This window comes from Bradyrhizobium sp. USDA 4501, assembly GCF_054062115.1.
Genome location: NZ_JBSSEX010000001.1, coordinates 7,662,706 through 7,689,075, shown reverse-complemented (window position 1 = coordinate 7,689,075; position 26,370 = coordinate 7,662,706). Strand labels below are relative to the sequence as shown.

Here is a 26,370-nt window from a genome sequence, read left to right as displayed (position 1 = left end):
CACGTTCGGAATAGAAATGGCGCGATGATGGGTTCATCGCGCCATTGAATCATTGCTCGCGGCGCCTGATCCAGCCGGATCAGGCGGCAGTGCCGTGCATGTAGTTCGGCAGCCAGTGCTCGAAGGCGCGCGACAGGCTTTCGACCGCAACCGGCGACTCCCCAGCCACCGCAATCGCGTCGCCGCCGGTGGTGCCGATGCGCGCGCAGGGCACGCCGGCGCCCTTCATCTTGGCCAGCACGAGGCCTGCGTCGGCGGCCGGCACGGTGACGATGTAGCGGGCCTGATCCTCGCCGTACCAATAGGCGTGCGGCACGATCGAGGACGGCGCGGCCAGGAGTTGCGCGCCGATGCCGCTTGCGATCGCCATTTCGGCGAGCGCGATCAAAAGACCGCCGTCGGAGACGTCGTGCACCGCGGTCGCGGTGCCGGCGTGGATCATGCCGCGCACCACGTCGCCATTGCGCTTCTCGGCAGCGAGATCGACCGGCGGCGGAGCGCCCTCCTCGCGGCCGCAGACGTCGCGCAGATAGACCGACTGGCCGAGCCAGCCCTGCGTGTCGCCAACCAGAAGGATCGCCTCGCCGGCCGCCTTGAACGCCAGGGTCGCGGACTTGGTGAAGTCGTCGAGCAGGCCGACGCCGCCGATCGAGGGCGTCGGCAGGATGCCGCGGCCGTTGGTCTCGTTGTAGAGCGAGACGTTGCCGGACACGACCGGGAAGTCCAGCGCGCGGCAGGCCTCCGAAATGCCCTTCAGGCAGCCGACGAACTGGCCCATGATCTCGGGCCGCTCCGGATTGCCGAAGTTGAGATTGTCGGTGATCGCGAGCGGCCGGCCGCCGACCGCAGTGATGTTGCGCCAGGCTTCCGCGACCGCCTGCTTGCCGCCCTCGAACGGATCGGCCTCGCAATAGCGCGGCGTGACGTCGACGGTGAGCGCAAGGCCCTTCGGTCCGTCCTCGACGCGAACCACCGCGGCATCGCCGCCGGGGCGCTGCATGGTATTGCCGAGGATGACGTGGTCGTACTGCTCCCACACCCAGCGCTTCGAGCACAATTCGGGCGTGCCGATCAGCTTTTCCAGCGCATCCGCGATACCGAGCGGCGGCTTGACGTCCTGCCCGCGGATCACCGGCAGCGCATTCGAGGCGACGTGCGGACGGTCGTAGACCGGCGCCTCGTCACCGAGCTCCTTGATCGGCAGATCGGCCATCACGTCGCCGCCATGCTTGACGACGAAACGCTCGGTCGGCGTGGTGTAGCCGACGATGGCGAAATCGAGCCCCCATTTGCGGAATATCGCCTCGGCCTCTTTTTCCTTCTCGGGCTTGAGCACCATGAGCATGCGCTCCTGGCTTTCCGAGAGCATCATCTCGTAGGCGCTCATCCCGGTCTCGCGGGTCGGCACCGCGCTGAGGTCGAGCTCGACGCCGAGATCGCCCTTGGCGCCCATCTCGACCGCCGAGCAGGTCAGGCCCGCCGCGCCCATGTCCTGGATCGCGATCACGCAACCCTTTTCCATGATCTCGAGGCAGGCTTCCAGCAAGAGCTTCTCGGCGAAGGGATCGCCGACCTGCACGGTCGGGCGCTTCTCCTCGGAGGCGTCGTCGAATTCGGCTGAGGCCATCGAGGCGCCGTGGATGCCGTCGCGGCCGGTCTTGGAGCCGAGATAGACGATCGGCATGTTCACGCCGGAGGCCGCCGCGTAGAAGATCTTGTCGGCGTCGGCGAGGCCGACCGCCATGGCGTTGACCAAGATGTTGCCGTCATAGCGGGTGTGGAAACGCACCTGGCCGCCGACCGTCGGCACGCCGAAGGAATTGCCGTAGCCGCCGACGCCCGCGACCACGCCGGACACCAGATGCCGGGTCTTGGGATGCTCGGGCGCACCGAAGCTCAGCGCGTTCAGGCAGGCGATCGGCCGCGCGCCCATGGTGAAGACGTCGCGCAGGATGCCACCGACGCCGGTGGTCGCGCCCTGGTAGGGCTCGATGTAGCTCGGGTGATTGTGGCTCTCCATCTTGAAGACCACGGCCTGCCCGTCGCCGATGTCGATCACGCCGGCATTCTCGCCGGGGCCCTGGATCACCCAGGGGGCCTTGGTCGGCAGCCCGCGCAGATGGATGCGCGACGACTTGTACGAGCAATGCTCGTTCCACATCGCCGAGAAGATGCCGAGTTCTGTGAAGGTCGGAACCCGCCCGATCAGCTTCAGGATGCGCTCGTACTCGTCCGGCTTCAGCCCGTGGGCGGCGACGAGTTCGGGGGTGATTTGGGGCTCGTTCTTGGGGTCGTTCTTGGGCGCGTTCATGGGACCCTTAATAGGTAGATAGAACGGGGGCGAAAAGGCCTTTTAGGGCCCATTTCCGGCCTGTCCAGAGCTTTGCGGCAGCTGGCCGCGGCCCGAGATCTGCTCCCGGGATTTGCACAATGGGGATGGATCGGATTTAAGGACCCGAACCCGATAATTGAAGGCCATATTTCGTGAACGAGCTCGCCAAAACTGCATTCAACCGCCGCCCCGACCTGCACGTCGAAACCGAGGGCGAATTCACCGGCTGGCGAACCTGGACCCGGGACAATTTCGAGACCCATACCGGCCCGTTCTACCACCGCATGGACGAGAACGGCCGCATCACCTGCGCGTTCCGGGTCGGCAAGAAGCATCTCAACGGCTCCGGCAACGTCCACGGCGGCTGCTTCATGACCTTCGCGGATTACTGCCTGTTCGCGCTCGCCGGCTCGGTGCTGCAGGGCCCCGGCGTCACGGTGTCGTTCGCCTCGGAATTCCTCGACGCCGCCCGCGAGGGCGACCTGATCGAGTGCACCGGCGAGGTCACCCGCGCCGGCATGTCGCTGATCTTCGTGCGGGGCATACTGACATCGGCGGAGCGGCCGCTGTTCACCTTCTCCGGCACCATCAAGCGGGTGAAGCGCAGGACGCCGGCGCAGGCAACGGCGTAAAGCGTGTGACGTCTGTGGACGCTCGCCGTCATCCAGCCGTTACATCGCCACGGATTGAATCGACAGCGCAGCTCTAGCGCGTTGTGTTCACGCGCGTTCTTCGCGTGAGGCAATACGAACTGCGGTTGTGACGCATCGACGCACTGTCGTTGCGTCGTCGCGCGCGCGTCACATGCGCGTCAGGCAAGCCCCCGAAGATTGCTGAACCGTTTCCGTTTGTGCGTTCGCGCAGCGAAGTTGGGGCATTCTCATGAAATTGAAGACGTTCGTTTCCGTTACGACGGCGATGTCGCTTGTCGCATCGCTGGTGTGGACTGCAACTCCGGTGCGCGCCGGTCAAGACGGCGATAATGGTGATCGCGGCGTTGGCGATGCTCGCGGTCATGATCAGGATCAAGACCAGGATCATGACGGCGGTCATCACGGCCGCAAGCCGCGCGTGGTGATGATCTCGCTTGACGGTGCCAAGCCCGATTTCATCCAGAAATTCATCGAGGAAGGCGTACTGCCGCGCGACGGCGGCCTCGCCCGGCTGAGCCGGCGCGGCGCGGTGACGTTGCAGAACGTGACGGCGTCACCGTCGCTCACCGCGGTGTCTCATATTGCCATCGCGACCGGTTCGACGGCGGTCCACAACGACATCCCCTCGAACACGTTCGAGCCGATCGTCGGGCCGATCTCCGGCAGCATCAGCGGCTTTGCGGCGCCGATCGGCGGCTACAGCGAGAATCCGCTCGGGCCGTCGCCGCACCCGACCGCGGTGCCGTTGTGGGTGCAGCTGCGCCAGAAGGGCAAGAAGGTTGTCACGGCGACCTGGCCCGGCGGCGACGGCGCCGACATCTCCATCAACAAGACCGTGGTGCAGCCGGCCCAGCCGACCCGCATCACCGACTTCACGGTCCCGTTCGGCGCGTTCGGCGGCATCGGGGCCCAGGGCTTCTCGCTGTCGCGAGGCGACTTCACGGCCGACCCGAGCATCGTGACGGCGCTGCAGGCTGCCGGCCATTTCTCGTTCAGCCCAATGCTGGTGACCTCGGCACCGATCGAGACGTTCTCCTGCTCGGCCGCGGCAACCGCGACCTGCACCAATGCCTCGACGCTCGATGTCAAATATTCGATCCGCGTCGCCGCGATCGACACCACCAACGATCGGAAGGTGAACTACGACACGCTGGTGTTCTTCGACGCCAACCGCGGCATCACCGCAGGACCGTTCCACGCGCCGTCGACCGGACCGGCCTATGTCAAGTTCGGTGGCGAGAACGCACCGTTCTTCTTTGAAGGCAGCGGGGCGAAGGTTGGTGCCGCGTACTTCGTCTCTGCGCTGTCTCCCGATCTCTCGGTGGTGCGCTTCGCCCGCTACGGCGCCAACTACATCCCGCGCAACACGCCTGTGCTCGCCGACGTCGACGACATCAACAACAACATCGGGTTCTGGCGTCCGCAGGCCGACTTCCGCATTCCGGAGCGCCTGAGCCCCGGCTTCACCAGCTTCTCCGACGTCGAGATCGAGACGATGTTCGAGGACATGGTGAAGACCTTCGTGCGCTACCAGGCCAATATCGGCGAGCGCGCGATCAAGACCCATCCGGACGCCGACCTCGTCATGGTCTATATCGAGCAGCCCGACGGCTCCGAGCACCAGTTCCTGCTGACCGATCCCCGCCAGGGCACCAACCCGACCGATCCGAATTCGATCGGCGCCAACCAGGATGCTGCCAAGGTCAAGCGCTACGCGTCCTACATCCGTTTCGCCTACCAGACGGCCGACAAGGCGGTGAAGCAGATCGCCGATGCGGCGGGCCGCGACAGCAACGTGATCGTGGTGTCGGACCACGGCTTCGCGCCGTTCCACACCTCGGTCAATCTCACCAACATCCTGCGCAACGCCGGGATCGACACCAGCAAGGTCGGGATCCGCACCTCCGGCCCCGCCGCCGACATCTACGTCAACCTGCAGAACCGCGAGCTCGGCGGCACCGTTGATCTGGCGACCTACCGCACCCTGGTGGCGCAGATCACTGACGCGGTGAAGAACGCGGTCGACCCCAATGCCCGCTTCAACTACTCACTGAAGGACCAACGCATCTTCACCGTCGTCGAGACCCGGCCGCTGCAATGCGACGCCGGAACCGGACAATGCATCAGCAAGACCATCGGCCAGGACTATGGCGACGTGTTCGCGCTGATGGCGCCCGGCTACAATTTCGACGGCATCCAGAACCCTGGCGTCGCGCGCCAGGGCGACGCGCCGTTCAACGCGGCAACCACCATGCTGTCGATGCCGAACTTCCATGGCGCCCACGGTCACGATCCCGAGCTTCCGGTGATGAGCGCGACGTTCATCGCCGCGGGCCCGCAGATCCGCAAGGACACCGTGGTGCGGCACATGCGCAATATCGACGTGGCGCCGACCATCATGCGGATCCTCGGTTTGGCACCGCAGCAGGTCGACGGCGAGGTGCTGGGCCAGGTCCTGCGCTAGAGCATGGTCCGGCATTTCAGGCACAGCTCACGCGATGGACGCCGGAGCGGCGTCCATCGCTGATTCGTTCTCGCCAATCCTGCGCCACTGGCGTTCACCGAACGGAAGTGTCAAAATCAAATTTATTCGCCGTTATTTGAAATGACGCCGTGGTGAACCCCTGCCACCCTCCCGGCGCACCAGGCCCGAACCAGGGGCGACATGTTCACCCGGCTGCACCAGCAGTGACAACCAATTGGGATCAAGTCATGAGCGCGGCAACACCGGAACATATTATGCAGATTGGTCTGGGCTTTTGGGCGTCCAAAACGCTCTTGAGCGCCGTCGAACTGGGCGTGTTCAGTACGTTGGCCGATGGCCCCGCTGACCTGCCGACGCTGCAAAGGACGCTTGCGTTGCATCAGCGATCGGCCCGCGACTTCCTCGATTCGCTGGTGGCGCTCAGATTGCTTGAGCGCGAGAACGGCATCTACAGCAACACCCCGGACACGGACCTGTATCTCGATCGCGCCAAGCCATCCTACATCGGAGGCATTCTGGAGATGGCGAATGCCCGGCTCTATGGCTTTTGGGGATCGCTCACGGAGGCCCTGCGCAGCGGCGAATTGCAGAACGAGGGCAAGGGCGGAGGAGAAGACTTATTTGCGGCATTGTATGCCGATCCGGATCGGTTGCGGGGATTTCTGACCGCGATGAGCGCAATAAGCGCGGGTGCGGCGCATGCTATTGCCGGCAAGTTCCCTTGGAGCGAGTACAAGACTTTCATGGATCTCGGTTCGGCTCAGGGCATGGTGCCTGCCACGCTCGCACACGACCATCCGCACCTCACCGGCATCGGCTTCGACCTTCCCGCGGTCAAGCCGGTGTTCGAGGAATTTATCGCTCAGCGCGGGCTGGAGGATCGGGTGCGGTTTCGGGGAGGAAACTTCTTCGAGGACCCGCTGCCGGAGGTTGACGTCATCATCATGGGTCACATCCTTCATGATTGGGACCTTGCCAAGAAACGGGCGCTTCTCGGCAAGGCATTCGATGCGCTTCCGAAAGGTGGCGCAATCATTGTTTATGACGCCATCATCGATGACGATCGCCGCGAAAACGCTTTCGGGCTTCTGATGAGCTTGAATATGCTGATCGAAACCGCCGGTGGGTTTGACTACACAGGCGAAGACTGTCAGGCTTGGATGCGCGACGTCGGATTTTCCCGAACGCGGGTCGAACCGCTCGTTGGCCCGGATTCGATGGTGATCGGATTTAAGTAGCGTATCCGCGTGGTCTACCGATCAGTCCGCTTTCCGGACGCCGCTGCCGACGCCGTAAGCGCCTCGAAATTGTGTTGCCAATACTGCTCGATCTGTTCGACCAGCGTGGCCGGCAGGGGAACGTAGTTGAGCAATTGAGCCTGCGGCTTGCCGCTCTGCAACGACCAGCGCAGGAAGTCGATCGCGGTTGCCGACCCGTCGGGCGATTTCGGCTGCTTGTGCATCAGGACGAAGGTCGTGGCCGTGATCGGGTATGCGTCCTCGCCGGGAGCGTTGGTGAGGACCTGGTAAAAATCCTGCGTCGTCGTCCAGTCCGCACTCGACGCCGCAGCCTGGAACGATGCGGCGTCCGGAGTGACGAAATTGCCGGCACTGTTCTGCACCAGACCGAAGGAAATCCGGTCAAGCCGTTGCAGCGCGTAGGCATATTCGAGATAGCCGATCGCCCCGGGAATCAAACTGACGAGCGAGGCGACGCCATCATTACCCTTGCCGCCGAGCCCTACCGGCCACTCGACCGACGAGCCCTCTCCGACGCTTGCCTTCCACTGCGCACTGACCTTCGCAAGATAGTTCGACCAATTGAACGTCGTCCCCGACCCATCGAGGCGATGCACGACGGTGATCGCCGTGCGCGGCAGCTTCAGATCGGGATTGACCGCCTGGATGGCCGGATCGTTCCACGATTTGACCTTGCCGAGATAGATGTCGGCGAGCAGCTGTCCGGTGAACTGGATCTGGCCGGGCTTGACGCCCGCGATGTTGACCACCGGCACGACGCCTCCGATCACGATCGGGAATTGCACCATGCCGAGCCTGTCCAGCTCTTTCGGATCGAGCGGCATATCGCTCGTCCCGAAATCGACGGCGGCCTTCTTGATCAGGCCGACGCCGATGCTCGAGCCCACCGATTGATAGCTGACCGTGTTGCCGGTCTTGGCCTTGTAGGCATCGATCCATTTCGCCACCACAGGCGACACGAAGGTTGAGCCCGCGCCCTTGGTCTCCGCAGCAAAGCATTGCGTTGCGACGACGCGCAGTGAAAATGATCGGTAATCTGAAATGCTTCGTCATGGTGCTGAGGCTTGCAGGACGAGCCAGACGCCCGTGTGGGCCAAGTCACAAAACGGTAGCATACGCCGGAGGCGTCGGATTGGCACCCGGACGACGCCAGCCTCAGTCCCACAGACGCAGCCCGCCAATTCCTCCAAGCGGGATATCGGCGTAAATTCAATACCCTAGCCTTGCATCGCGCCGCCGCGCTAGATTGCTGCTTCGCGCGCCAATGCGCGAAGGGAGCCAAATCAAGGTGCCGAAGAGCACAGCGAAAACGGGCGGCGTGACGGCTCCCGAGAAAGTGCCCACCTCGTCCACGTCAGCGCCGGGCGCGCGCGGCTGGCGCGACTATGCGCTGCTGCTGGCGCTGGCCTGCTGCTGGAGCTCCACCTATCCATTGACCAAGATCGGGCTCGGCTCGATCCCGCCGGTCACCTTCATTTCCGCGCGCTCGCTGGTGGCCGCCGCCTTCCTGCTCATCGTGCTGCGCATCCGCGGCATCCGCATCCCGACCGACCTCAAGGCCTGGAAGCTGTTCGCCTTCCAGCAGACCATCAACTCCACGATCCCGTTTTTGGTGATCACCTGGGCGCAGCTTTACGTGCCGGCATCCAACACCGTGGTGCTGGCCTCGACGACGCCGATCTTCGCCTTCCTCATCACCTGGGCGATCACGCGACACGAGCCGGCCTCGCTGCTCAAGCTGGTCGGCGCGATCCTCGGCCTCGCCGGCACGGTCGCGATCATCGGCCTCGACGCACTCTCAGGCTTCGGCAAGGAGATCTTCGCCGAGATCGCGATCCTGCTCGCCACCGTCTCGTTCGCCTGCGCCACGATCTTCGGGCTTCGGCTGTCGGACTATGATCCGATGGTCGTGGCGGCCGGCTCGCTGTTGTTCGGCGGCACCGTGCTGCTGCCGGTCGCCCTGATCGTCGACCATCCCTGGACCCTGCACCCGACGCCGCAGGCGCTGGTCGCCACCGTCGTGATGGGCATCTTCTCCAGCGCGTTCGGCCTGATGCTGTTCTACATGTGCCTGACGCGGCTCGGCACGCTGACGACGAATGCGCAAGGTTATCTTCGCATTCCGATCGGCGTCGCGCTGTCGGTGATCCTGCTCGGGGAATCCGTGCCGTCGAATCTCGCGCTCGGCCTCGTGCTGGTCATGGCCGGCGTCGCCGCGATGACGGTGCCGGGCGAAGCAGTCAAACGGTGGCTGCGCAGGCTTTAGCTGCTGCTCATCGAATCTGACAGACCCGCTATTTGCGGTCGCCTATCTCGCTTCACAGCGCGCTTTGCGCTCCTCTTCGGCGCGCTTCGCACGCTCCGATCTCGCCTGCTTTTCCTCCGCCGAAAGCACCTCCTCGATGACCTTCGTCTCTTGTGCGGGTCCATCGTAGGCATCATCGAATCCGGCGAGCGGCACGGTCAGGCTGATCGGCGAATTGGCCTTATCGAAGGCTTCCAGAGTGAGCGCATGCGCTTGCTTGAGCTGATCGACCATTTCCGGTCCGGCGTCGTAGTCAGCCGTGCAACCGTAGGCAAAGCAGCCCGCGTAGGGCCGCTCAATCGCTTGTTCCTGATCGATAATGATCCGAACACCACGTTCGACTATCACCCGGGTCGGCAAGAAAACGCGCAACGTCTTCCTGGAATCTCCGGTGCGCGCGATCAGCGCGGCTGCCACGACTGCCCCGCAGTCTATGTTCTCTATCTTCGATCGCCCCTCTCGCCCGACAATGCAGGTGTCGGCTATGCAGAACTTCGTCCAGGGGGGATAAGTCAACGTAGCCTGTTCGCCGGCTACTGGGCCGGCAACCAGCCAAGCAAGCGCCATGCCGGCGCAGCAACGCAAGATCACACGGCGCATGGCCGCTTTCCCCGATCAGACCTGAACTCAGGCTCGTCGCGGACTGTGTCCGCATCAGGGCGTTGCACGCCGCAGAAATGCTACTTCTTGTCGTCCTTCGCAACGTCGCGGGTCACGAGTTGCTGCAGCACCTCGGCGCGCGAGTTCATTGGCGTCGGGTACGACCGTCGACAGGTCGACGAACCGCTTCTTCACCGCTTCGCTCGCACTCGGGCGCAGCCATGCGGGCGACGATGCTGGACCCCGGCTTATTGCACGCTGACCAGCGTGAGGTCGACGAACCACGATTGGGGCGACACAAAACCCTTCACCTTCGGACTCATCGCGCGAGGGTTCAGATCGTGGACAATATAGAGCCAGGGCGGATCGTCGACGAGGCGCTCATGCGCCTTGCGGTAAGCCGCCGAGATCACTTTCGGATCGGTCGCTTCCGAAATCGTCTTGAGTGCGGCTTCGAACTCGTCGTCCTTCCATTGCTCGAAATTGAAACCGTTCGGTGAAAAATTGGCGGCCAGGAAATAGCGCGCCATCACGCCGGCGTCCGACGAAGGCGAGCTGATATTGAGCGCCATGGCGCCGCGCAAAGTTGAGCTGTCGGGCGTGGCCCGGGCCGCCGTCAGGAGCACCTGCCACTCGATGACGTCGAATTCCACATCGACCCCGCAGGCTTCCTTCAGGTTCTGCTGCAGGAATTCGTTCATCGGCAGGGGCAGCATCTGCCCCGAGCCTGAATTCGAGATCAGCACCTTGAACGCCAATGGCTTCGCCGACGTGTAACCCGCCTCGGCAAGCAGCGCCTTGCCCTTGGTCGGATCGAACTTGTAGTGATTGACCGGCGCGCCGAAATCGGGATCGCTGGCCTTGAGCCAGCCGACCGACGGCTCTGCGGTCCCGTTGAGCAGGGACACCAGCCCGTCCCGATCGATGCAGTAGTTCAGGGCCTGGCGAACCCTGACGTCCTTGAACGGGCTGTTGGCGGCGCCGATGTTGTAGAACCACGGCCAGACATGCGGATAGGAGCCGGTGGTAATGGTGAAGCCGGCGGATTTCAGCGAGTCGACGCCATCGGCCGGCGGCACTTCGATCCAGTCGACCTGGCCGGCACGTAAGGCGGCCAGCCGCGAATTGGCCTCGGGGATCGGCAGCAACACGACATTGTCGACCTTCGCTGTCTTGCTCGTGTCCCAATACTTGTCCCAACGCGCCAGATCTGCCTCTTGCCGCGGCACAATCCTGGTGATGCGGAACGGCCCGGTGCCGGCAGCCGGCAACGTCGCGACCTTGGCCCAGTCGCGGCCGGCCTTTTCGAATGAGGCGGGCGAGGTGAACAGAAGATAGACCGCCATATAGGGAAAATAGGATGCCGGCTTCGTCGTCGAGATCGCCACCGTTGCGTCATCGATCTTCCGGTAACTGCCCATCACCGGGACCCGCGCCCGCGACATCGCCGAACTCGGCGGCTCAAATTGCGGGCTCTCGCTGTTGAAGTAGCGATCGAGATTCCAGATCACGGCATCGGCATTGAAATCGGTACCATCGTGGAATTTGACGCCCTGGCGCAGATGGAAAATCCAGGTCTTGTTGTCGACGGGGTCCTGTTCCCATTTCTCCGCGAGTCCGGGACGCAAAGTCGCCAAGCGGTCGGTTCCGCTCAGATTCCACAGCACCAAACCTTCAAAGATCGGATAACCGAGAAAGCGCATGCCTTCGAAGCCGTTATTCGGCAGCCCGGTGGCCGTCGGGATATCGGACGCCGTCATGGCGATGCGCAACGTGGTCTCGGCCATCGCCCAATGCGACCACAGCAGCGCGCATAGGAACGCAATCGTGCAGTGAGCCTTGCGAATGAGCATGATGCGCTCCCGTCCTGATCGATCGGGAGATCACCAGCAAATTTCAGGCCAGTCTGGAGAGCGGCTGACGCAAGGCTCGCCGCCTCGGCGACCGCGTCGAGGGCAGAGCCAACGCAGCGACGATGACCCTCTACTTCTTATCGTCCGCCAGCAGCGTGCGGTATTTCGCGACGTCGCGGGTCACGAGCTGCTGCAGCGCCTCGGGCGCGAGCTCATTGGCGTCGGGGGCGACGGTCGACAGGTCGGCGAAGCGCTTCTTCACCGCCTCGCTCGCAACCGCGGTGCGCGCGGCGGCGTTGAGCTTGGCGATGATCTCGGGCGGTGTGCCCTTCGGCGCGAACAGGCCGTTCCAGCCCTGCGCCTCGAACTCGGGCAGTCCGGCCTCGGCCGAGGTCGGCAGTTCCGGCAACGACGCAAGCCGTACCGTCGAGCCGACGACGACCGCTTTCACCAGCTTGTCGTCGACCGCCTGCGACACCGAGGCCGCGGCATCGCAGACGCCGTCGATCTGACTGCCGATCGCGTCCGTCAGCGCAAGCGCCGCGCCGCGATAGCCGACCAGCTGCACGTCGATGCCGGCGGCATGAACAAAACTCTTGCAGATCAGGTAATTCGAGGAGCCCACGCCGGCATGGCCGAGATTGACCTTGCCCGGATTGTTCCTGGCGTAGTCGATGAATTCCTTGAGGTCCTTGGCCGGAAAATCCTTGCGCAGCGCGACGATGCCGAAGGTCTTGGCGACCACGGCGATCGGCGCGAAGGAGTCAGGCGTAAACGGCAGCTTCGGATAGATCGTGTAGGTCGCGGCGTTGGTGCCGGCATTGCCGATCGCGATGGTGTAGCCGTCCGGCTCGGCGCGCGCGGCGCGGGCGAGCGCGGTCGAGCCGCCGGCGCCGCCGACATTCTCGATGATGATGCTCTGGCCGAGCGCCGTGCCCATCTGGTCGGCGACCGCGCGGGCGATGACGTCGGAGGTGCCGCCGGCCGTGAACGGCACGATCATCGTGATCGGACGCTTCGGGAAGTCCTGGGCGTAGGCCGACGTCGCAAGCAGAAGCGCCGCAGCCGCGGCAACGCACCACCGCCGCAGCATTTTATTCTGACGCGTTTTCTTCACGCGAACCGGTCCCCACTTCGCTCGAAAACGCTATGGTGATTACGCCGCCTTTTCGAACTGCTGGACCAGGCCTGCGAACAGGCCGCGGCCGTCGGTGCAGCCCATGATCTCTTCGACGTGGTTTTCCGGATGCGGCATCATGCCGAGCACGTTGCCGCGCTCATTGACGATGCCGGCGATCGAATGCGCGGCGCCGTTCATATTGGAGGCCTCGTCGACCACGCCCTCCGGCGAGCAGTAGCGGTACAGCACCCGCCCGTCGCCTTCGAGCCGCTTCAGCGTCTCTTCGTCCGCCTCGTAATTGCCTTCGCCGTGAGCCACCGGCACGCGGATCACCTGGCCGGCATTGTAGCCGCGGGTGAAGGGCGTGTCGGAACGCTCGACGCGCATATGCACGTCGCGGCAGATGAACTTCAGCCCGGCATTGCGCATCAGCACGCCCGGTAGCAGCCCCGACTCGCAGAGGATCTGGAAGCCGTTGCAGACGCCGAGCACGAGCCCGCCCTTGGCGGCGAAGTCGCGCACCGCGTCCATCACCGGCGCGCGCGCCGCGATCGCGCCGCAGCGCAGGTAATCGCCATAGGAGAAGCCGCCGGGCACCACCACGAGGTCCGTGCCTTTGGGCAGCGCGGTCTCGGCGTGCCAGACCATCGCGGTCTCATTGCCGGATGCGAGCTTGAGCGCGCGCGCCATGTCGCGCTCGCGGTTGATGCCGGGGAAGACGAGGACGGCTGATTTCATGGAGTTGGTACTTCGTTCAATTCGAGACGTGTCTCTATGCGGTCAAGACGCCCTTCGTGGCGAACCAGCGTCGCGTGAATACCGGAAATCTCCTGGAACACGCCGGTAATTTCCTGGCGGATACCATTCTGAGACGTTCGCGATGCCTGCATTTCCTGCTTCAACTCATCGATCTTGCCGTCGACCTGAGCCAAACGCGCCTGGACCGATTTCATCACTTCGAACATCAGCTCCATCGTCACGTCGGCCATTTGCTCGCCCCTTACGCCTTCAGTTCGATGGCATAATTCTCGATCACGGTATTCGCCAACAACTTGTCGGCGGCGGCCTTCAGCGCCGCTTCCGCCTTGGCCTTGTCGGTCGCGGCGAGCTCGATGTCGAACACCTTGCCCTGGCGAACGCTGGCGACGCCGTCGACGCCGAGCGATTTCAGCGCACCCTCGATCGCCTTGCCCTGCGGATCGAGGATGCCCGACTTCAATGTCACAGTCACACGTGCCTTCACAGTCGTCCCTTCAGCTTAGCTCTTCACCAGCACCGGGCCGCTACCGGCCGGCCGCTCGTTTTCAATCAGAATGCCGAGCCGCTTGGCGACCTCGGTGTAGGCCTCGAGCAGGCCACCCAGATCCCTGCGGAAACGGTCCTTGTCGAGCTTCTCGTTCGACTTGATGTCCCACAGCCGGCAGGAGTCCGGCGAGATCTCGTCGGCGACGATGATCCGCATCATCTCGTTCTCGAACAGCCGTCCGCACTCCATCTTGAAGTCGACGAGGCGGATACCGATGCCGAGGAAGAGGCCGGTCAGGAAGTCGTTGACGCGGATGGCCAGCGCCATGATGTCGTCGATCTCCTGCGGCGTCGCCCAGCCGAAGGCGGTGATGTGCTCTTCCGACACCATGGGGTCGTTGAGCTGGTCGTTCTTGTAATAGAACTCGATGATCGAGCGCGGCAGCTGGGTGCCCTCCTCGATCCCGAGCCGCTGCGACAGCGAGCCGGCGGCGACGTTCCGCACCACCACCTCGAGCGGCACGATCTCGACCTCGCGAATCAGCTGCTCGCGCATGTTGAGGCGGCGGATGAAGTGGGTCGGCACCCCGATGTCGTTGAGGTGCTGAAACAGGTACTCCGAAATCCGGTTGTTGAGGACGCCCTTGCCCTCGATCACCTGGTGTTTCTTGGCGTTGAACGCGGTCGCGTCGTCCTTGAAGTGCTGGATCAGGGTTCCCGGCTCGGGGCCTTCGTAAAGCACCTTGGCCTTGCCTTCATAAATACGGCGTCGACGGCTCATTGGGATGTACCGTGTTTTGTTGAAATCCATGGATTTGGGTGCTCCGGATGACTTGGGGTTACGACCCACGACGGAGCTGCCGCGGAGGCCTGGAACCTGGGCAATCCAACTGGAAACAGAACAAGAACCATGCCTGTTGGCAACCTATCCGATTGGCCCATCCAGCACAATCGATAGTGCCCCCTTGAGGGCACTTATACCGCCCTATCATAAAGGGCCGATTCCGCCAGTTTTGCCTGCGGCTTAACGGCTCGTTGTCTTGCCGATTCCTCCCACCTATCTAGGCAGGCATCGGGGTTGCCGCAACGCGCGGCGGCCCTCATTCAGCAAGGGAATTGGAACTTCAGCCATGAGCGAATTCAACAAGCGCGAGGAAGGTTTCGAGAAGAAGTTCGCCCTCGACGAGGAGCAGAAGTTCAAGGCTGAAGCCCGCCGGAACAAGCTGCTCGGCCTGTGGGCGGCCGAGAAGCTCGGCATCACGGGCGATGCCGCCAGCGCCTATGCCAAGGAAGTGGTCGCCGCCGACTTCGAGGAAGCCGGCGACAATGACGTGCTGCACAAGGTTCTGAAGGACCTCACGGCCAAGGGGCAACCCGCCACCGAGCGCGATATCCGCGCCAAGATGGACGAGCTGCTGGCGATGGCCGCGGCGCAGGTCAAGGCGGGAAGCTGAGTTCCCCGGACATCCTACCAAGTCGACCTTTACGCGCGCCGGACACCGTTCCGGCGCGACGTGTTTGTGCCCCTCGTCTTGGTGAAGTCGGCACGGAGGATGTCGAGCAGACGGCGTGAGGCGGCGCTGAGGAAGCCGCCGTGCCGTGTCACGGCGACGACCTCGTGGCTTGCGGCGAGATCGCCGACGCGGATCGTCGCGATCCTCGAGCTACCCAATTCCTCCGCCGCATTGCTTTGTGACAGCAGCGCGATCCCGAGCCCGGCCTCGACCAGGCGCTTCTGCGCCGTCAGGCTGTCGACCGGCGTCCAGGCGACCTCGCCGAGCCCGTGCGTCAGGAACAGGGCGAAGACGTGCGAGGCGGTGATTTCGCGGCGTCCCGGCACCTCCGGGAAGGCGATCCAGCGCTCATCCCTGAGATCGGCAAGCTTGCCGACCCGGCGTCCCGCCAGCGGATGGTCCGGCGCGCAGACCACCCCGAGCGGCTCGGCAAACAGCACCTCGCAATCGAGGTCGCGCGAGCGGTCGCGGTCGTAACGCAACCCGATCGTCGCCTCGCCGCGCCGGATCAGGTCGCTGACCTCGGCGCTGGTCGCGGTGCGCAGCGTCAGCGCAACGTCCGGGTGCCGGCGGGCAAAGCGCTTCAATACGTTCGAGAGCCGCTCGCCGGCGAGGGTACCGGTCACCGCCAGCGCCACCGGGCCGGAATTGCCGCGCAGCAGCGCGCGCACCGCGTTCTCGGCATCCTGCGCCGCCGCCACCGCCCGTTCGGCATAGGGCACCATCACCCGCCCGGCATCGCTCAGCCGCGTCTTGCCCGCGATCCGCTCGAACAGGGGCACCCCGAGCTCCTGCTCGAGCAGCCCTATGCGCCGCGAAATCGCCGGCTGCGAGCGGTGCAGCGCCTTGGCGGCATGCGAGATCCCGCCGCGCCGATGCACCACCAGGAACGTGTTGAGCGCGTCGCTGTCCATCGCCCTCCCCATGCAAAAAGCTGATGATATCGAGAGAAATAACAAATTTGTCTGATGGGCGATACCGCCCTATCGCTGCTTTCAGTCGCTTTTGACAACAGCAGGAGTTCACATGCGCACCCAGGCGGACAAGGCAGCACGGTTTCGCGAGCTGCATCAGCGGCCCGGCACCTTCATCATTCCAAATCCGTGGGACGCCGGAACGGCGAAGCTGCTCGCATCCATGGGCTTCGAGGCGCTCGCAACCACCAGCCTCGGGCTCGCCAATACGCTCGGCCGTTCGACGGTCAGCCTCGATGAGATCATCGAGAATTGCCGGGTGATCGCCGAGGCCACCGACCTGCCCGTCAATGCCGATCTGGAAAAATGCGGCGCCGACATGCCGAAGCTCGCGGCCGAGGCGATCCGCTTCGCCGCCGAGGCCGGCGCGGTCGGCGGCTCGATCGAGGACTCGACCGGCGACCCGCAGCGCCCGATCTATGACTTCTCGCTGGCGGTCGAGCGGGTCCAGGCCGCGGTCGAGGCCGCACGGGCGCTGCCGTTCCCGTTCACGCTGACGGCGCGGGCGGAAAACTTCCTGCACGGCCGCAAGGACCTCGACGACACCATCAAGCGGCTACAGGCGTTCGAGGCCGCCGGCGCCGACGTGCTGTATTCGCCGGGCCTCTACGATCTCGCCACCATCAAGACCGTGGTGTCATCGATCAACAAGCCGTTCAACCTCGTGATGGGCTTTGCCGATCCGACCCTGACCGTCGAGCAACTCGCCGCCGCCGGCGTCAAGCGCATCAGCGTCGGCGGCGCGATGCAGCGCCACGCGCTGGCTGCGTTCCTGCGCTGTGCCCGCGAGATGAAGGACAACGGCGCATTCGGCTTCGTCCGCGACATGGCGCCGGTGAAGGAGGTCCGCGCGGCATTCGCCGCAGCGAAAGGCGAATAGGGCGCAGCGAATAGCTAATCGGAAAGCATCCATTCGCTATTCGCGCTTCTCTCATCTCCTCGAAATCCGTCTTCCGACAAGTCGCCACTCACGTCGCGGCGTGCCTTGAGCGGCCGCGATTCTCAGTCTGCGCACGACATATATGGTCTCCTCCTCCAGGGTGAGTGAACAGCTTCACACAACCATCGGTGAATCGGACGTAGAACACGACGGGCGCAGGCGTACGATCAGTTCATTCCAATCGATCCTGCGCACATCGATCCAATCTACACCGATGATCAGAGGCGGCGTCTCGTCGCCGTGGGGGATTTCCAAAATGAAGAGCTGGTTGTTTTCCCTGCACAAGGGCGTTGGAAACAGTCCGCAATTTTTTACGAACGTCTTCAACGGCGAGGCCTGGAGCGGCGATGTCCCGATGCCGGGGAACACCTGGATCAGCAACACGCCGGCAGCCGTCGTCTTCAACACCAACCTGTATGTGTTCTATCCGATCAACCAGTCCCTCTATTACAGGGTCTATGACGGCGAGCTGTGGACGGCGGCAGCCCAGGTGCCCAACATGGCCGGCGTCGGCGGCGGCGTGGCGGCCGCCGTGTATGACGGCCTGATCTATCTGCTGTACTCGAATCCCGGCCAGTCCGACCTGATGTACAAGACCTACGACGGCACCAGCTTCGGACCCGAGATCAACACATCCGGAACCAATCATCTCATCTCCGTCGCCTACCAGAACGTCGACACCCCGGCCGCGGTCGTGCGCGGCGACACGCTCTACGTGTTCGGCCGCGGGCCCGGCTATAGCGAACCCGGCAACATGAACCGCTTCTGGTACGCGACCTTCGACCGCAGCACCTGGCGAAGCAATCCGGTTGCCGGCACGGAACGGTCCGGGCGCAGCTTCCTACAAGGACTGGATCTACCTGTTCTTCAACGACCCCACGGGTCTCTTCTTCTTCAAGCGGTTCGACGGCATTGGCAGCTGGGGAGCCGACCGCCAGGTCCCCGACACGCCGGGCAATTTCGGCAATGCCGCGCCGGTCGTGTTCAACGACACATTGTACGTCCCGCACCAGGGGCCTAACGGCCAGTTCCTGTACAAGACGACCGACGGCGAGGACAACTGGACCAGCGACACGGCCGTGCCGAACACGGCCGGCCTGAGCTGCGGACCCGCCGCAGTGACCTTCTCGCTCTGACGCGGGGCGAAGCATGCCTGCGCCGCCCCGGATTGCCCGAGGCGGCGCCTTCCTGAATCTGGTATGCTGGCGCCAGCACCGCAAGCCCGGCCGAGCGTTACCAGACCTGACGATTCATCGCAGGTCGCGGCTTGCAGCCAGTCTCAGGCAATGCCAAGAGAGCGGGATGTCCCAAGATCACATTTCCAACGTCCTCGCCGAACGTTACGCCTCGCCCGCCATGCGCGCCATCTGGAGTGGCGAAGGCAAGGTCCGCCTCGAACGCGACTACTGGATCGCCGTGCTGAAGGCCCAGCGCGATCTCGGCATCGCGGTGCCGGATGGCGTGATCGAAAGCTACGAGCGCGTCAAGGACCAGATCAACCTGGCCTCCATCATGAAGCGGGAGCGCGTCACCCGCCACGACGTCAAGGCGCGCATCGAGGAGTTCTGCGAGCTCGCTGGTCACGAGCACCTGCACAAGGGCATGACCAGCCGCGACCTCACCGAGAACGTCGAGCAATTGCAGGTCTACCGCGCGCTGCAGCTCATCGAGACCAAGAGCATCGCCGCACTCATCCGCTTTGCCACGCGCGCGAAGCAATTGCGCGACATCCCGTTCACCGCGCGCACCCATAACGTGGCCGCGCAGGTCACGACGCTCGGCAAGCGCATCGCCATGTCCGGCGAGGAGATGCTGCTGGCGCATCAGAGCCTGGTCAATGTGCTGCAGACCTATCCCGCCCGCGGCCTGAAGGGCGCGGTCGGCACCCGTCTCGATCAGATCACCCTGTTCAACGGAGATGCCGGCAAGGCGCGCGCGCTCGAGCAGCGCGTCCTCGTTCACCTCGGCCTGCCGAAGGCCCTCGATGCCGTCGGCCAGGTCTATCCGCGCAGCCTCGACTTCCGTGCGGTCAGCGTGCTCACCGAGCTCGCCAGCGGGCCCGGCAATTTCGCCAAGACCATCCGCCTGATGGCAGGCCACGAACTCGCCAGCGAAGGTTTTGCCAAGGGCCAGGTCGGCTCCTCCGCGATGCCGCACAAGATGAACAGCCGCTCCTGCGAGCGCATCAACGGCCTGCATGTGATCCTGAAGGGCTATCTCGCGATGGCCGCAGGCCTTGCCGGCGATCAGTGGAACGAAGGCGACGTCTCCTGCTCGGTCGTCCGCCGCGTCATGCTGCCCGATGCCTTCCTCGCCATGGATGGCCTGCTCGAAACTTTGCTCACGGTGCTTGACCAGATGGAGGTGTTCGAAGCCGTCGTCGAGACCGAGCTCAACCGTTATCTGCCTTTCCTGCTGACCACCACGGTGATGATGGAAGCGGTCAAGAAGGGTGCGGGCCGTGAAGGCGCCCACGAGGCGATCAAGGAGCATGCCGTCGCGGCCATCGGCGACCTGCGCACCGGCAAGATCGTGCAGAACGATCTGCTGCAGCGCCTCGCCGCCGACAAGCGTCTTGGCTTGAGCGCAGCCGAACTGCAGCACGTGCTCGACCAGGGTCGCGCCAACTCCGGCGACGCCGGCGCCCAGGTCGATTTCTTCGCCGAGCAGGTCGAGGCTTTGGCCAAGGCCAAGCCTGAGGCGGCTCGCTACAACCCGGGCACGATCCTGTAGCGATTGGTGAGGTGCGAGTAGCGAGTGGGCAGGAATCCATTCGCTACTCGCCATTCGCCCCCTCGCCTTACTCTTCCTTGAAGCCGTATTCAGGCACGTTGCCGCTGGCGCCGTAATATTTGTACGGCAGGAACTTGCCGCTCATGGTGATCTTGACGCGGTCGCCCTTCGGATTGGCGACGCGCTCCAGCGCCATGTCGAAGTCGATCGCCGACATGATGCCGTCGCCGAATTCTTCTTCGATCAGCGCCTTCCAGGCTGGGCCGTTGACCATCACCATCTCGTAGAAGCGGTAGATCAGCGGATCGGTCGGCGGCATCGGCGTGCCGGTGCCGCGCGTCGGCACCTCGTTGAGCATCGCGATCTCGGCCTTCGACAGCCCGAACAATTCGCCGGCATTCGCCGCCTGCGGCTTTGTCAATTTCATCTGGCCGAGGATCGCGCCCGTGATCAGCACATCGGAATAGCCGCCGATCTTCTCGCAGATGTATTTCCAGCTCCAGCCCTTCTCGCGCTTGATGTCGAGCAGCTTCTCGGTGAGGTCTTCGCGTTTCATCAGGTTTCCTCCTTGGGCTTCAGCGCGCAGCGCTCTGCGCGGGATTGAGTTCGATGGCGCGTGGCGGCGAGACGATCACGGGCTCGCCGACGCCGGGCCGCACCGTCGGCACGTGGCGCGGATCGTGACCGGTCACCTCGGCGGCAAAGCTCTTGCTGCGGCTGACCAGGAAATCGACGATATGGTTGCGCAGCGCATAGTAATAGGGATGGCGGTGCAGATCGATACGGCCGCGCTCCTTCGGCAGCGGGTTCTCGACGATCTCGGCCAGCACGGCGCCGGGACCGTTGGTCATCAGGAATATCCTGTCGGCGAGGAAGATCGCCTCATCGACATCATGGGTGATCATGAAGGTGGTCTGCCCGGTCTCCAGGCAGATCCGCCGCACCTCGTCCTGCAGCGTGCCGCGGGTCAACGCATCCAGCGCCGAGAACGGCTCGTCCATCAGCATGATCTTCGGGGTGATCGACAGCGCCCGCGCGATGCCGACGCGCTGTTTCATGCCGCCGGAGAGCTCGGACGGATGCTTGTGCTCGGAGCCGGTGAGCCCGACGAGATCGATGAACTTCTGCGCATGCGCCTTCACCCGCGCACGGTCCCATTTGCGCCATTTCGAGCTGACAGCATAGGCGACATTGCCCGACACGGTGCGCCACGGCAGCAGCGCATGGCTTTGGAAGATCACAGCGCGGTCGAGGCTGGTGCCCTCGATCCCCTGCCCGTCGACGATCACCGTGCCCTCGCTCGGCTCGTCGAGGCCGGCGAGGATGTTCAGCACCGTGGTCTTGCCGCAGCCGGAATGGCCGATCACGCAGCCGAACTCGCCGCGCGCCATCGACAGCCAGAAATTCTCGAACACCGTGGTGACGCCGCCGCCGGCGCCGGGATAGCGCCGCGCAATGCCCTCGATCGAAATGAACTTGTCGGTCATCCGCGGTAGCTCCACGAATGGACTGCACTCCCTCGCCCCGCTCTTCGCCGGGAGAGGGTTGGGAGGGGCTTCCTCCGCGAGCACGGCGGCAGATAGACTCGCGGAAACTCCCCCTCACCCGATCGCTTCGCAATCGACCTCTCCCCGCAGGCGGGGCGAGGTGAAGGGGCTGCAATGCGGCTGTCGGTCATCGCTACTCCGGAAACGTCACCATGCGCGTGAACCGCGCCAGCACCTGGTCGAGCAGCATGCCGACGAGGCCGATCAAGAGGATTGCGATGATCACATTGGTGATCGACAGGTTATTCCACTCGTTCCAGACGAAATAGCCGATGCCGGTACCGCCGACGAGCATCTCGGCGGCGACGATCACGAGCCAGGCGATCCCGATCGAGATCCGCATGCCCGTCAGGATCGTCGGCGCCGCCGCCGGCAGGATCACGGTGAAGGCGCGCCTGATGGTGCCGACCTCGAGCGTGCGCGCGACGTTGATCCACTCCTTGCGCACACCCGCGACCCCAAACGCGGTGTTGAGCAGCATCGGCCACACCGAGCAGATGAAAATGACAAAGATCGCCGAGATCGAGGAATCCTTGATCGTGTAGAGCGCGAGCGGCATCCAGGCCAGCGGCGAGATCGGCTTCAGCACCTGGATGAACGGATCAAGCGCCCTGCTGATCAGCGGCGACATGCCGATCATGAAGCCGAGCGGGATCGCGACGACGACCGCGATCAGATAGCCGAGCCCGACGCGCCCGATCGAATGGGCGAGCTGGATGCCGAGCCCCTTGTCGTTCGGGCCATTGTCGTAGAACGGCCGCTTCAGATGCTCCCACAGCTTGGCGCCGACATCGAGCGGTCCGGGCATCGCCGACTTGCCCTGCGTCGCGGTCAGCCCCATCAGCCTGGCGTATTCGGGGCTCATGGCCGCCGTCGTGCCGCTGCCGCGGGTGGCGAGGTGCCAGGCGCCGAGGAAGGCGCAGAGCAGCGCGATCGAGACGATGGCGGCGCGAAGGCGAAGGGGCAGCATCATCGCGCCCACTCTTTCAACCCGTCGTCCCGGCGAAAGCCGGGACCCATACGCCGTGCCGTCGCGATAAGGCACGCGGGGAGACGCCGTGCCGAATCACTGGCTGTTGGGGTTATGGGTCCCGGCCTTCGCCGGGACGACATCGTGGAGAAAGCTTGCTCTCTCACGACGATTTCCTGATCTTGAAGCTCGCGAGATAATCGTCGGGCTTGGCCGGATCGAAGCTCTTGCCCATCACCGAGAACGACTTGTACGAGGTGGCGGGTGGCGCGAGGCCCATCTCGGCCATCACCTTCTTGGTATCGGTGGCGAGATAGACCTGCTCGGCGACCGCCTTGTAGTCGACGTCGCCCTTGATCTGGCCCCAGCGCTTCATCTGCGTCAGCATCCACACCGCAAAGGACTGCCAGGGGAACGGATCGAAATCGACGCGCTTCGGATCGGTCTTCACGCCACCGAGCCCGTCGGCATAGGTGCCGGTCAGCACCTGCTCCAGCACCGTCACCGGCGCGTTGATGTAGTTGGCCGGCGCAATCGCTTCCGCGATCTGCTTGCGGTTCTCGGCCTTCGCCGCGTAGCCGGTGGCATCCACGATCGCGCGGGTCAGCGCAGCGAAGGAATTCGGCGCTGTCGTGATGAACTCGCGGCTGGCGGCAAAGCTGCAGCAGGGATGGCCGTCCCAGATCTCCTTGGAGAGGATGTGCAGGAAGCCGACCCCGTCATAGATCGCGCGCTGGCAGATATTGTCGGGCGCGAGGAAACCGTCGATGTTGTCGGCGCGCAGATTGGCGACCATCTCCGGCGGCGGCACCGAGCGAAGCTGCACGTCGGTATCCGGGTCGAGCCCGTGCTCGGCGAGGTAATAGCGCAGCAGATAATTGTGCATGGAGTAGTCGAACGGAATGGCGAACTTCATGCCCTTCCAGTCCTTCGGATCGCGCCTGTCCTTGTGCTTCATGGCCAGCGTGATGCCCTGCCCGTTGATGTTCTCGATCGCAGGGACCGTGAACGGGATGGCGTTGGCGCCAAGGCCGAGCGAGATCGCGATCGGCATCGGCGCCAGCATGTGGGCGGCGTCGTATTCCTTGTTGATGGTCTTGTCGCGAATGACCGCCCAGCCGGCGGTCTTCACCACCTCGACGTTGAGGCCCTGCTTGGCATAGAAGCCGAGCGGCGCCGCCATGATGATCGGGGTCGCGCAGGTGATCGGGATGAAGCCGACCTTGAGGTCCTTCTTCTCCGGCGGTCCGGCGTCGGCGAACGCCTCTGTCGCCGTCTTCAGCGGGAAGAACTGTGACAGCGCGGCGAGCGCCGTCGCGGCGCCAACCGATTTCAGGAAAGCGCGGCGCGCGACATTCTGCGGAAACACCGCCCGCATCACCGCCGACGCGACGATGCCTTCGTAACGCTTCTGTTCGCTGAGATCGGCGACCGGCTCGCAGCGCAGCGTGCGCGCGGCCTGCTCATGCTCGGCGGCTGAGCGATGCCAGCCGCAGGCGCAACCCGATCGCGTGCGCACGCGGTCGGTATCGAAGGGATCATCTGACGTCGGCATGCTGCGCCCCATTGTCGCACCGAAACGCGGAGAACTCCGCGATCCGGTTCATTGATCGGCGTCCGGCCGCGTTTTGCGCCGCCGGACACCAACAAACATGCAGGTTCTATGCCGCCTTGCCGGTGACGACGGCCGCGGTCGGCAAGCCCTCATCGATCGGCAGCGACGGGTCGCGCGACCACTCGTTCCAGGAGCCGAAGTACATCCGCACGTCCTTCACGCCGGCGTTCTTCAGCGCCAGGAAGGTGTTCGAGGCGCGCGCGCCCTTGAAGCAGTAGAGATAGACCGGCGTGGTCTGCGAGATGCCGACGGTGGCGCATTCCGCCAGGATCTCGTCCTTCGACTTGAAGCGCGGGCCCTCGGCGGTCGGCTTCATCATGCGGTACCATTCCAGCCACACCGCGCCGGGAATGCGGCCCTTGCGCGGGCAGAAATCCTTGCCATAGGGCGAGGAGCTTTCGCCGATCCACTCGTCGACGTCGCGCACGTCGAGGATCGCAACGCCGGGCTTGCCGACCGCCGCCAGCATCGCCTTGGCGTCGATCATGATATCGCCGGCCTCCGGTACGATCGCAAAGGCGGCCTTCGCCGGCACCGCAACGTCGGTGGTCACCGCCAGGTCGGCCGCTTTCCAGGCATCGAAGCCGCCATGCAGCACCTTGATCCTGGGATAGCCCAGCATCGTCAGCAGGTAGTAGCCGCGGCAGGACTGACCGAAGCCGGAATTCATCGACTGCTCGTAGATCACCGCGGTCTCCTTGCCGGAGAGACCGGCGGCGCCGAACGCGTCGGCGAATTTTGTCTTGAGCTCGTGGATACCCTCCGGCGTCGAAGTCGCGAGGAAGGTGAAGATGTCATGCACATTGACGGCACCGGGCAAATGGCCGGCCGCATAGGCATCCGGATTTCGCGTGTCGATGATGACACACGGGTCTTTCTTGACGAGCTCGGCAAGTTCGCCGGCGGTGATCAGAACGTCCGTCATGGCAGCCTCTCCTGTCTGTGGTTGCAGTTGTGGTGGTCCCGAACTTGTTTGAGCATGATCTCCGCGCAAACGCGTTCCGCGTTTGTCGCGAGGGAAAGCCGGTTTCCACTTTTCCGGATCATGCTTCAGCCGTCCGCCAGCATCTTGCGCAGCTGCTTGGTTGCGGGCGTGACGATGGCGACGAAATAGGCCTCGCGCAGCCGGCGCTGGGCGCGGTGGCTCATCAGGTAGCCGCGCGCGCCGCAATGGAGCATCGCGGCATGCGCGAACGCGACGCTGGCATCGCCGATCCGCAGTCGCAGTGCGACGACGCGGCGCCAGTAGCTGTCATCGGCATTGTAGGGGTCGCTTGCCAGCGCCATCGCCTCCTTCTCGAACTCGGCATGGAGCTCGCGGAATTGCAGCGGCTGTTGCGGCAGATAGCGGTTGACGTGTCCGAGCGGCGCATGGACCTCGTCCATGATGTTGATGCAATCCTTCATCAGCCCAAGGCCCATGCCGGCCTGCAACAGGATGAAGCCGGCGCGGATTTTCTTGACGAACGGCGCAGCCGGCTCGGCCAGGATCAGTTCGTCCGGCACGAACACGTCGCGAAACTGGACGCCATAGGTGCCGGTGCCGTCCATCGCCAGGAACGGCTTGCAGGGCGTCAGCGTGATCGCGGGATCGGAGCAGTCGGCGAGGAACATCACGGTGCTGCCCAGCTCGCCGCTTGCGATGCCGCCCGGCTCGCCCTTGGTGCCCTCGTCCTCGCGCTCGAAGATCGTGCCGAAGTAATGGCCGGGCCCGAGGTTCGACACCCAGGGCAGCGCACCGCGGACGATGTAGCCGCCATCGACCTTGCGGCCCTTCAGCTTCAGCCGCTCGATGCCGAAGAAGCTCTTCATCGGGTTGGAGAGCCCGGTGCCGCCGAGCGCGCGCCCGCGGGCAAAGCAGTCACCGAAGCGCGCGGCGAGCTTCATGTTGGTGGAATTGGCGACGTACCAGACCAGCGTGTTCTGGCACCACGCCATGAAGGCGGTGGCGCCGCAGACCTCGCCGAGCGCGGCCATCGACTGGATGGCCCAGCGCAGGTCGGCAGGCCCCTCCTGCGGCACATGGCTGCTCCAGGCGCCGACCTTGCCGAGCCGGCGCAGGAATTCGCCGGGATAGACCGAGCCGGCATCGACCGCGGCTGCGATCGGCGCCAGCTCCTGACGGGCAAGGCGGGCAACCTCGTCCGCAATGGTCGGTGCGGGATCTTGAGCTGCGACCCGCGACAAAGCCAGTGAACCCATGGATGATCTCCGCACCTTGAATT

At 64.2% G+C, this 26,370-nt stretch carries 24 protein-coding genes; 8 read left to right on the top strand and 16 right to left on the bottom strand.

Features of this window, described 5'->3' with window-relative positions:
• Window positions 1–79 precede the first annotated feature (79 nt).
• The gene (purL, locus tag ACVWZM_RS35470) at window positions 80–2,311 is read right to left on the bottom strand and encodes a phosphoribosylformylglycinamidine synthase subunit PurL (protein WP_456855757.1); all 2,232 of its coding nucleotides are present in this window, start codon (window positions 2,309–2,311) and stop codon (window positions 80–82) included.
• 173 nt (window positions 2,312–2,484) lie between these two features.
• On the opposite strand from purL, the gene ACVWZM_RS35465 reads away from it, so the two are divergent.
• From ACVWZM_RS35465 to ACVWZM_RS35455, 3 genes are all read left to right on the top strand, one after another.
• Complete coding sequence (locus ACVWZM_RS35465) at window positions 2,485–2,964, top strand: PaaI family thioesterase (RefSeq protein ID WP_141340012.1); 480 nt, start codon at window positions 2,485–2,487, stop codon at window positions 2,962–2,964.
• Window positions 2,965–3,214: 250 nt separating this feature from the next.
• Window positions 3,215–5,449, top strand: coding sequence for an alkaline phosphatase family protein (locus tag ACVWZM_RS35460; protein WP_456855756.1), 2,235 nt, complete (start codon window positions 3,215–3,217; stop codon window positions 5,447–5,449).
• 248 nt (window positions 5,450–5,697) lie between these two features.
• Window positions 5,698–6,708 carry a methyltransferase gene (locus ACVWZM_RS35455; RefSeq protein WP_057018393.1) on the top strand — a complete coding sequence of 337 codons (1,011 nt, stop codon included), beginning with the start codon at window positions 5,698–5,700 and terminating at the stop codon, window positions 6,706–6,708.
• Between the two features lie 14 nt (window positions 6,709–6,722).
• Here ACVWZM_RS35455 and pstS read toward each other — a convergent pair whose 3' ends face one another.
• Window positions 6,723–7,688, bottom strand: coding sequence for a phosphate ABC transporter substrate-binding protein PstS (pstS, locus tag ACVWZM_RS35450; RefSeq protein ID WP_456855755.1), 966 nt, complete (start codon window positions 7,686–7,688; stop codon window positions 6,723–6,725).
• A 329-nt stretch (window positions 7,689–8,017) separates the two neighbouring features.
• Between pstS and ACVWZM_RS35445 the strand changes: the two genes are divergently transcribed.
• The gene (locus ACVWZM_RS35445) at window positions 8,018–8,995 is read left to right on the top strand and encodes a DMT family transporter (protein ID WP_076828557.1); all 978 of its coding nucleotides are present in this window, start codon (window positions 8,018–8,020) and stop codon (window positions 8,993–8,995) included.
• Between the two features lie 42 nt (window positions 8,996–9,037).
• On the opposite strand, the gene ACVWZM_RS35440 is transcribed toward ACVWZM_RS35445, so the two are convergent.
• From ACVWZM_RS35440 to purC, 7 genes are all read right to left on the bottom strand, one after another.
• Entirely contained in the window at window positions 9,038–9,634 is a 597-nt protein-coding gene (locus ACVWZM_RS35440; RefSeq protein WP_456834977.1) for an invasion associated locus B family protein, read from the bottom strand.
• 248 nt (window positions 9,635–9,882) lie between these two features.
• Entirely contained in the window at window positions 9,883–11,487 is a 1,605-nt protein-coding gene (locus tag ACVWZM_RS35435) for an ABC transporter substrate-binding protein (RefSeq protein WP_076828447.1), read from the bottom strand.
• Between the two features lie 130 nt (window positions 11,488–11,617).
• Window positions 11,618–12,580 carry a tripartite tricarboxylate transporter substrate-binding protein gene (locus ACVWZM_RS35430; RefSeq protein WP_253641021.1) on the bottom strand — a complete coding sequence of 321 codons (963 nt, stop codon included), beginning with the start codon at window positions 12,578–12,580 and terminating at the stop codon, window positions 11,618–11,620.
• 63 nt (window positions 12,581–12,643) lie between these two features.
• Window positions 12,644–13,345, bottom strand: a complete 702-nt coding sequence (purQ, locus tag ACVWZM_RS35425) for a phosphoribosylformylglycinamidine synthase subunit PurQ (RefSeq protein ID WP_456855754.1) — start codon at window positions 13,343–13,345, stop codon at window positions 12,644–12,646.
• Window positions 13,342–13,596 carry a hypothetical protein gene (locus ACVWZM_RS35420; protein ID WP_057018387.1) on the bottom strand — a complete coding sequence of 85 codons (255 nt, stop codon included), beginning with the start codon at window positions 13,594–13,596 and terminating at the stop codon, window positions 13,342–13,344. Before ACVWZM_RS35420 ends, purQ begins: the two co-directional genes overlap by 4 nt.
• A gap of 11 nt (window positions 13,597–13,607) precedes the next feature.
• The gene (purS, locus tag ACVWZM_RS35415; protein ID WP_057018386.1) at window positions 13,608–13,850 is read right to left on the bottom strand and encodes a phosphoribosylformylglycinamidine synthase subunit PurS; all 243 of its coding nucleotides are present in this window, start codon (window positions 13,848–13,850) and stop codon (window positions 13,608–13,610) included.
• 15 nt (window positions 13,851–13,865) lie between these two features.
• Window positions 13,866–14,633 carry a phosphoribosylaminoimidazolesuccinocarboxamide synthase gene (gene purC, locus ACVWZM_RS35410; RefSeq protein ID WP_016843454.1) on the bottom strand — a complete coding sequence of 256 codons (768 nt, stop codon included), beginning with the start codon at window positions 14,631–14,633 and terminating at the stop codon, window positions 13,866–13,868.
• A gap of 349 nt (window positions 14,634–14,982) precedes the next feature.
• Here purC and ACVWZM_RS35405 point away from each other — a divergent pair, with 349 nt between their 5' ends.
• A complete protein-coding gene (locus ACVWZM_RS35405; protein WP_076828443.1) occupies window positions 14,983–15,306 on the top strand; it encodes a DUF1476 domain-containing protein in 324 nt (107 codons plus the stop codon).
• A 29-nt stretch (window positions 15,307–15,335) separates the two neighbouring features.
• On the opposite strand, the gene ACVWZM_RS35400 is transcribed toward ACVWZM_RS35405, so the two are convergent.
• On the bottom strand, window positions 15,336–16,280 hold the full coding sequence (locus tag ACVWZM_RS35400) for a LysR family transcriptional regulator (protein ID WP_076828442.1): 945 nt from the start codon (window positions 16,278–16,280) through the stop codon (window positions 15,336–15,338).
• A gap of 112 nt (window positions 16,281–16,392) precedes the next feature.
• On the opposite strand from ACVWZM_RS35400, the gene ACVWZM_RS35395 reads away from it, so the two are divergent.
• The 3 genes from ACVWZM_RS35395 to purB all read left to right on the top strand — a co-directional run bounded on the left by ACVWZM_RS35395 (window position 16,393) and on the right by purB (window position 20,013).
• Window positions 16,393–17,220, top strand: a complete 828-nt coding sequence (locus ACVWZM_RS35395; protein WP_076828440.1) for an isocitrate lyase/PEP mutase family protein — start codon at window positions 16,393–16,395, stop codon at window positions 17,218–17,220.
• Window positions 17,221–17,536: 316 nt separating this feature from the next.
• On the top strand, window positions 17,537–18,301 hold the full coding sequence (locus tag ACVWZM_RS35390) for a hypothetical protein (RefSeq protein ID WP_253639470.1): 765 nt from the start codon (window positions 17,537–17,539) through the stop codon (window positions 18,299–18,301).
• A 281-nt stretch (window positions 18,302–18,582) separates the two neighbouring features.
• Window positions 18,583–20,013 (top strand): adenylosuccinate lyase, encoded by a 1,431-nt coding sequence (gene purB / locus ACVWZM_RS35385; protein WP_076828436.1) that lies wholly within the window; start codon window positions 18,583–18,585, stop codon window positions 20,011–20,013.
• A gap of 67 nt (window positions 20,014–20,080) precedes the next feature.
• On the opposite strand, the gene cynS is transcribed toward purB, so the two are convergent.
• The 6 genes from cynS to ACVWZM_RS35355 form a co-directional block, all read right to left on the bottom strand.
• The gene (cynS, locus tag ACVWZM_RS35380; protein WP_076828434.1) at window positions 20,081–20,569 is read right to left on the bottom strand and encodes a cyanase; all 489 of its coding nucleotides are present in this window, start codon (window positions 20,567–20,569) and stop codon (window positions 20,081–20,083) included.
• Window positions 20,570–20,588: 19 nt separating this feature from the next.
• Window positions 20,589–21,500, bottom strand: coding sequence for an ABC transporter ATP-binding protein (locus ACVWZM_RS35375; protein WP_141340018.1), 912 nt, complete (start codon window positions 21,498–21,500; stop codon window positions 20,589–20,591).
• Window positions 21,501–21,693: 193 nt separating this feature from the next.
• The gene (gene ntrB, locus ACVWZM_RS35370; RefSeq protein WP_456855753.1) at window positions 21,694–22,533 is read right to left on the bottom strand and encodes a nitrate ABC transporter permease; all 840 of its coding nucleotides are present in this window, start codon (window positions 22,531–22,533) and stop codon (window positions 21,694–21,696) included.
• A 160-nt stretch (window positions 22,534–22,693) separates the two neighbouring features.
• Window positions 22,694–24,085, bottom strand: a complete 1,392-nt coding sequence (locus tag ACVWZM_RS35365) for a CmpA/NrtA family ABC transporter substrate-binding protein (protein ID WP_141340020.1) — start codon at window positions 24,083–24,085, stop codon at window positions 22,694–22,696.
• A gap of 106 nt (window positions 24,086–24,191) precedes the next feature.
• Window positions 24,192–25,070 carry a sulfurtransferase gene (locus ACVWZM_RS35360; protein WP_141340021.1) on the bottom strand — a complete coding sequence of 293 codons (879 nt, stop codon included), beginning with the start codon at window positions 25,068–25,070 and terminating at the stop codon, window positions 24,192–24,194.
• Window positions 25,071–25,195: 125 nt separating this feature from the next.
• A complete protein-coding gene (locus tag ACVWZM_RS35355) occupies window positions 25,196–26,347 on the bottom strand; it encodes an acyl-CoA dehydrogenase family protein (protein WP_200844579.1) in 1,152 nt (383 codons plus the stop codon).
• Window positions 26,348–26,370: the final 23 nt, after the last annotated feature.

Excerpts from the sequence above, each read along its gene's own strand:
- cynS (WP_076828434.1), bottom strand. The coding sequence starts at position 20,569 with ATGAAACGCGAAGACCTCACCGAGAAGCTGCTCGACATCAAGCGCGAG.
- purB (WP_076828436.1), top strand. The coding sequence starts at position 18,583 with ATGTCCCAAGATCACATTTCCAACGTCCTCGCCGAACGTTACGCCTCG.
- ACVWZM_RS35395 (WP_076828440.1), top strand. The coding sequence starts at position 16,393 with ATGCGCACCCAGGCGGACAAGGCAGCACGGTTTCGCGAGCTGCATCAG.
- purQ (WP_456855754.1), bottom strand. The coding sequence starts at position 13,345 with ATGAAATCAGCCGTCCTCGTCTTCCCCGGCATCAACCGCGAGCGCGAC.
- ACVWZM_RS35405 (WP_076828443.1), top strand. The coding sequence starts at position 14,983 with ATGAGCGAATTCAACAAGCGCGAGGAAGGTTTCGAGAAGAAGTTCGCC.
- ACVWZM_RS35355 (WP_200844579.1), bottom strand. The coding sequence starts at position 26,347 with ATGGGTTCACTGGCTTTGTCGCGGGTCGCAGCTCAAGATCCCGCACCG.
- ACVWZM_RS35400 (WP_076828442.1), bottom strand. The coding sequence starts at position 16,280 with ATGGACAGCGACGCGCTCAACACGTTCCTGGTGGTGCATCGGCGCGGC.
- ACVWZM_RS35460 (WP_456855756.1), top strand. The coding sequence starts at position 3,215 with ATGAAATTGAAGACGTTCGTTTCCGTTACGACGGCGATGTCGCTTGTC.
- purC (WP_016843454.1), bottom strand. The coding sequence starts at position 14,633 with ATGAGCCGTCGACGCCGTATTTATGAAGGCAAGGCCAAGGTGCTTTAC.
- ACVWZM_RS35420 (WP_057018387.1), bottom strand. The coding sequence starts at position 13,596 with ATGGCCGACGTGACGATGGAGCTGATGTTCGAAGTGATGAAATCGGTC.
- ACVWZM_RS35390 (WP_253639470.1), top strand. The coding sequence starts at position 17,537 with ATGAAGAGCTGGTTGTTTTCCCTGCACAAGGGCGTTGGAAACAGTCCG.
- purL (WP_456855757.1), bottom strand. The coding sequence starts at position 2,311 with ATGAACGCGCCCAAGAACGACCCCAAGAACGAGCCCCAAATCACCCCC.
- ntrB (WP_456855753.1), bottom strand. The coding sequence starts at position 22,533 with ATGATGCTGCCCCTTCGCCTTCGCGCCGCCATCGTCTCGATCGCGCTG.
- ACVWZM_RS35365 (WP_141340020.1), bottom strand. The coding sequence starts at position 24,085 with ATGCCGACGTCAGATGATCCCTTCGATACCGACCGCGTGCGCACGCGA.
- ACVWZM_RS35435 (WP_076828447.1), bottom strand. The coding sequence starts at position 11,487 with ATGCTCATTCGCAAGGCTCACTGCACGATTGCGTTCCTATGCGCGCTG.
- ACVWZM_RS35360 (WP_141340021.1), bottom strand. The coding sequence starts at position 25,070 with ATGACGGACGTTCTGATCACCGCCGGCGAACTTGCCGAGCTCGTCAAG.
- ACVWZM_RS35440 (WP_456834977.1), bottom strand. The coding sequence starts at position 9,634 with ATGCGCCGTGTGATCTTGCGTTGCTGCGCCGGCATGGCGCTTGCTTGG.
- ACVWZM_RS35375 (WP_141340018.1), bottom strand. The coding sequence starts at position 21,500 with ATGACCGACAAGTTCATTTCGATCGAGGGCATTGCGCGGCGCTATCCC.
- ACVWZM_RS35455 (WP_057018393.1), top strand. The coding sequence starts at position 5,698 with ATGAGCGCGGCAACACCGGAACATATTATGCAGATTGGTCTGGGCTTT.
- ACVWZM_RS35430 (WP_253641021.1), bottom strand. The coding sequence starts at position 12,580 with ATGCTGCGGCGGTGGTGCGTTGCCGCGGCTGCGGCGCTTCTGCTTGCG.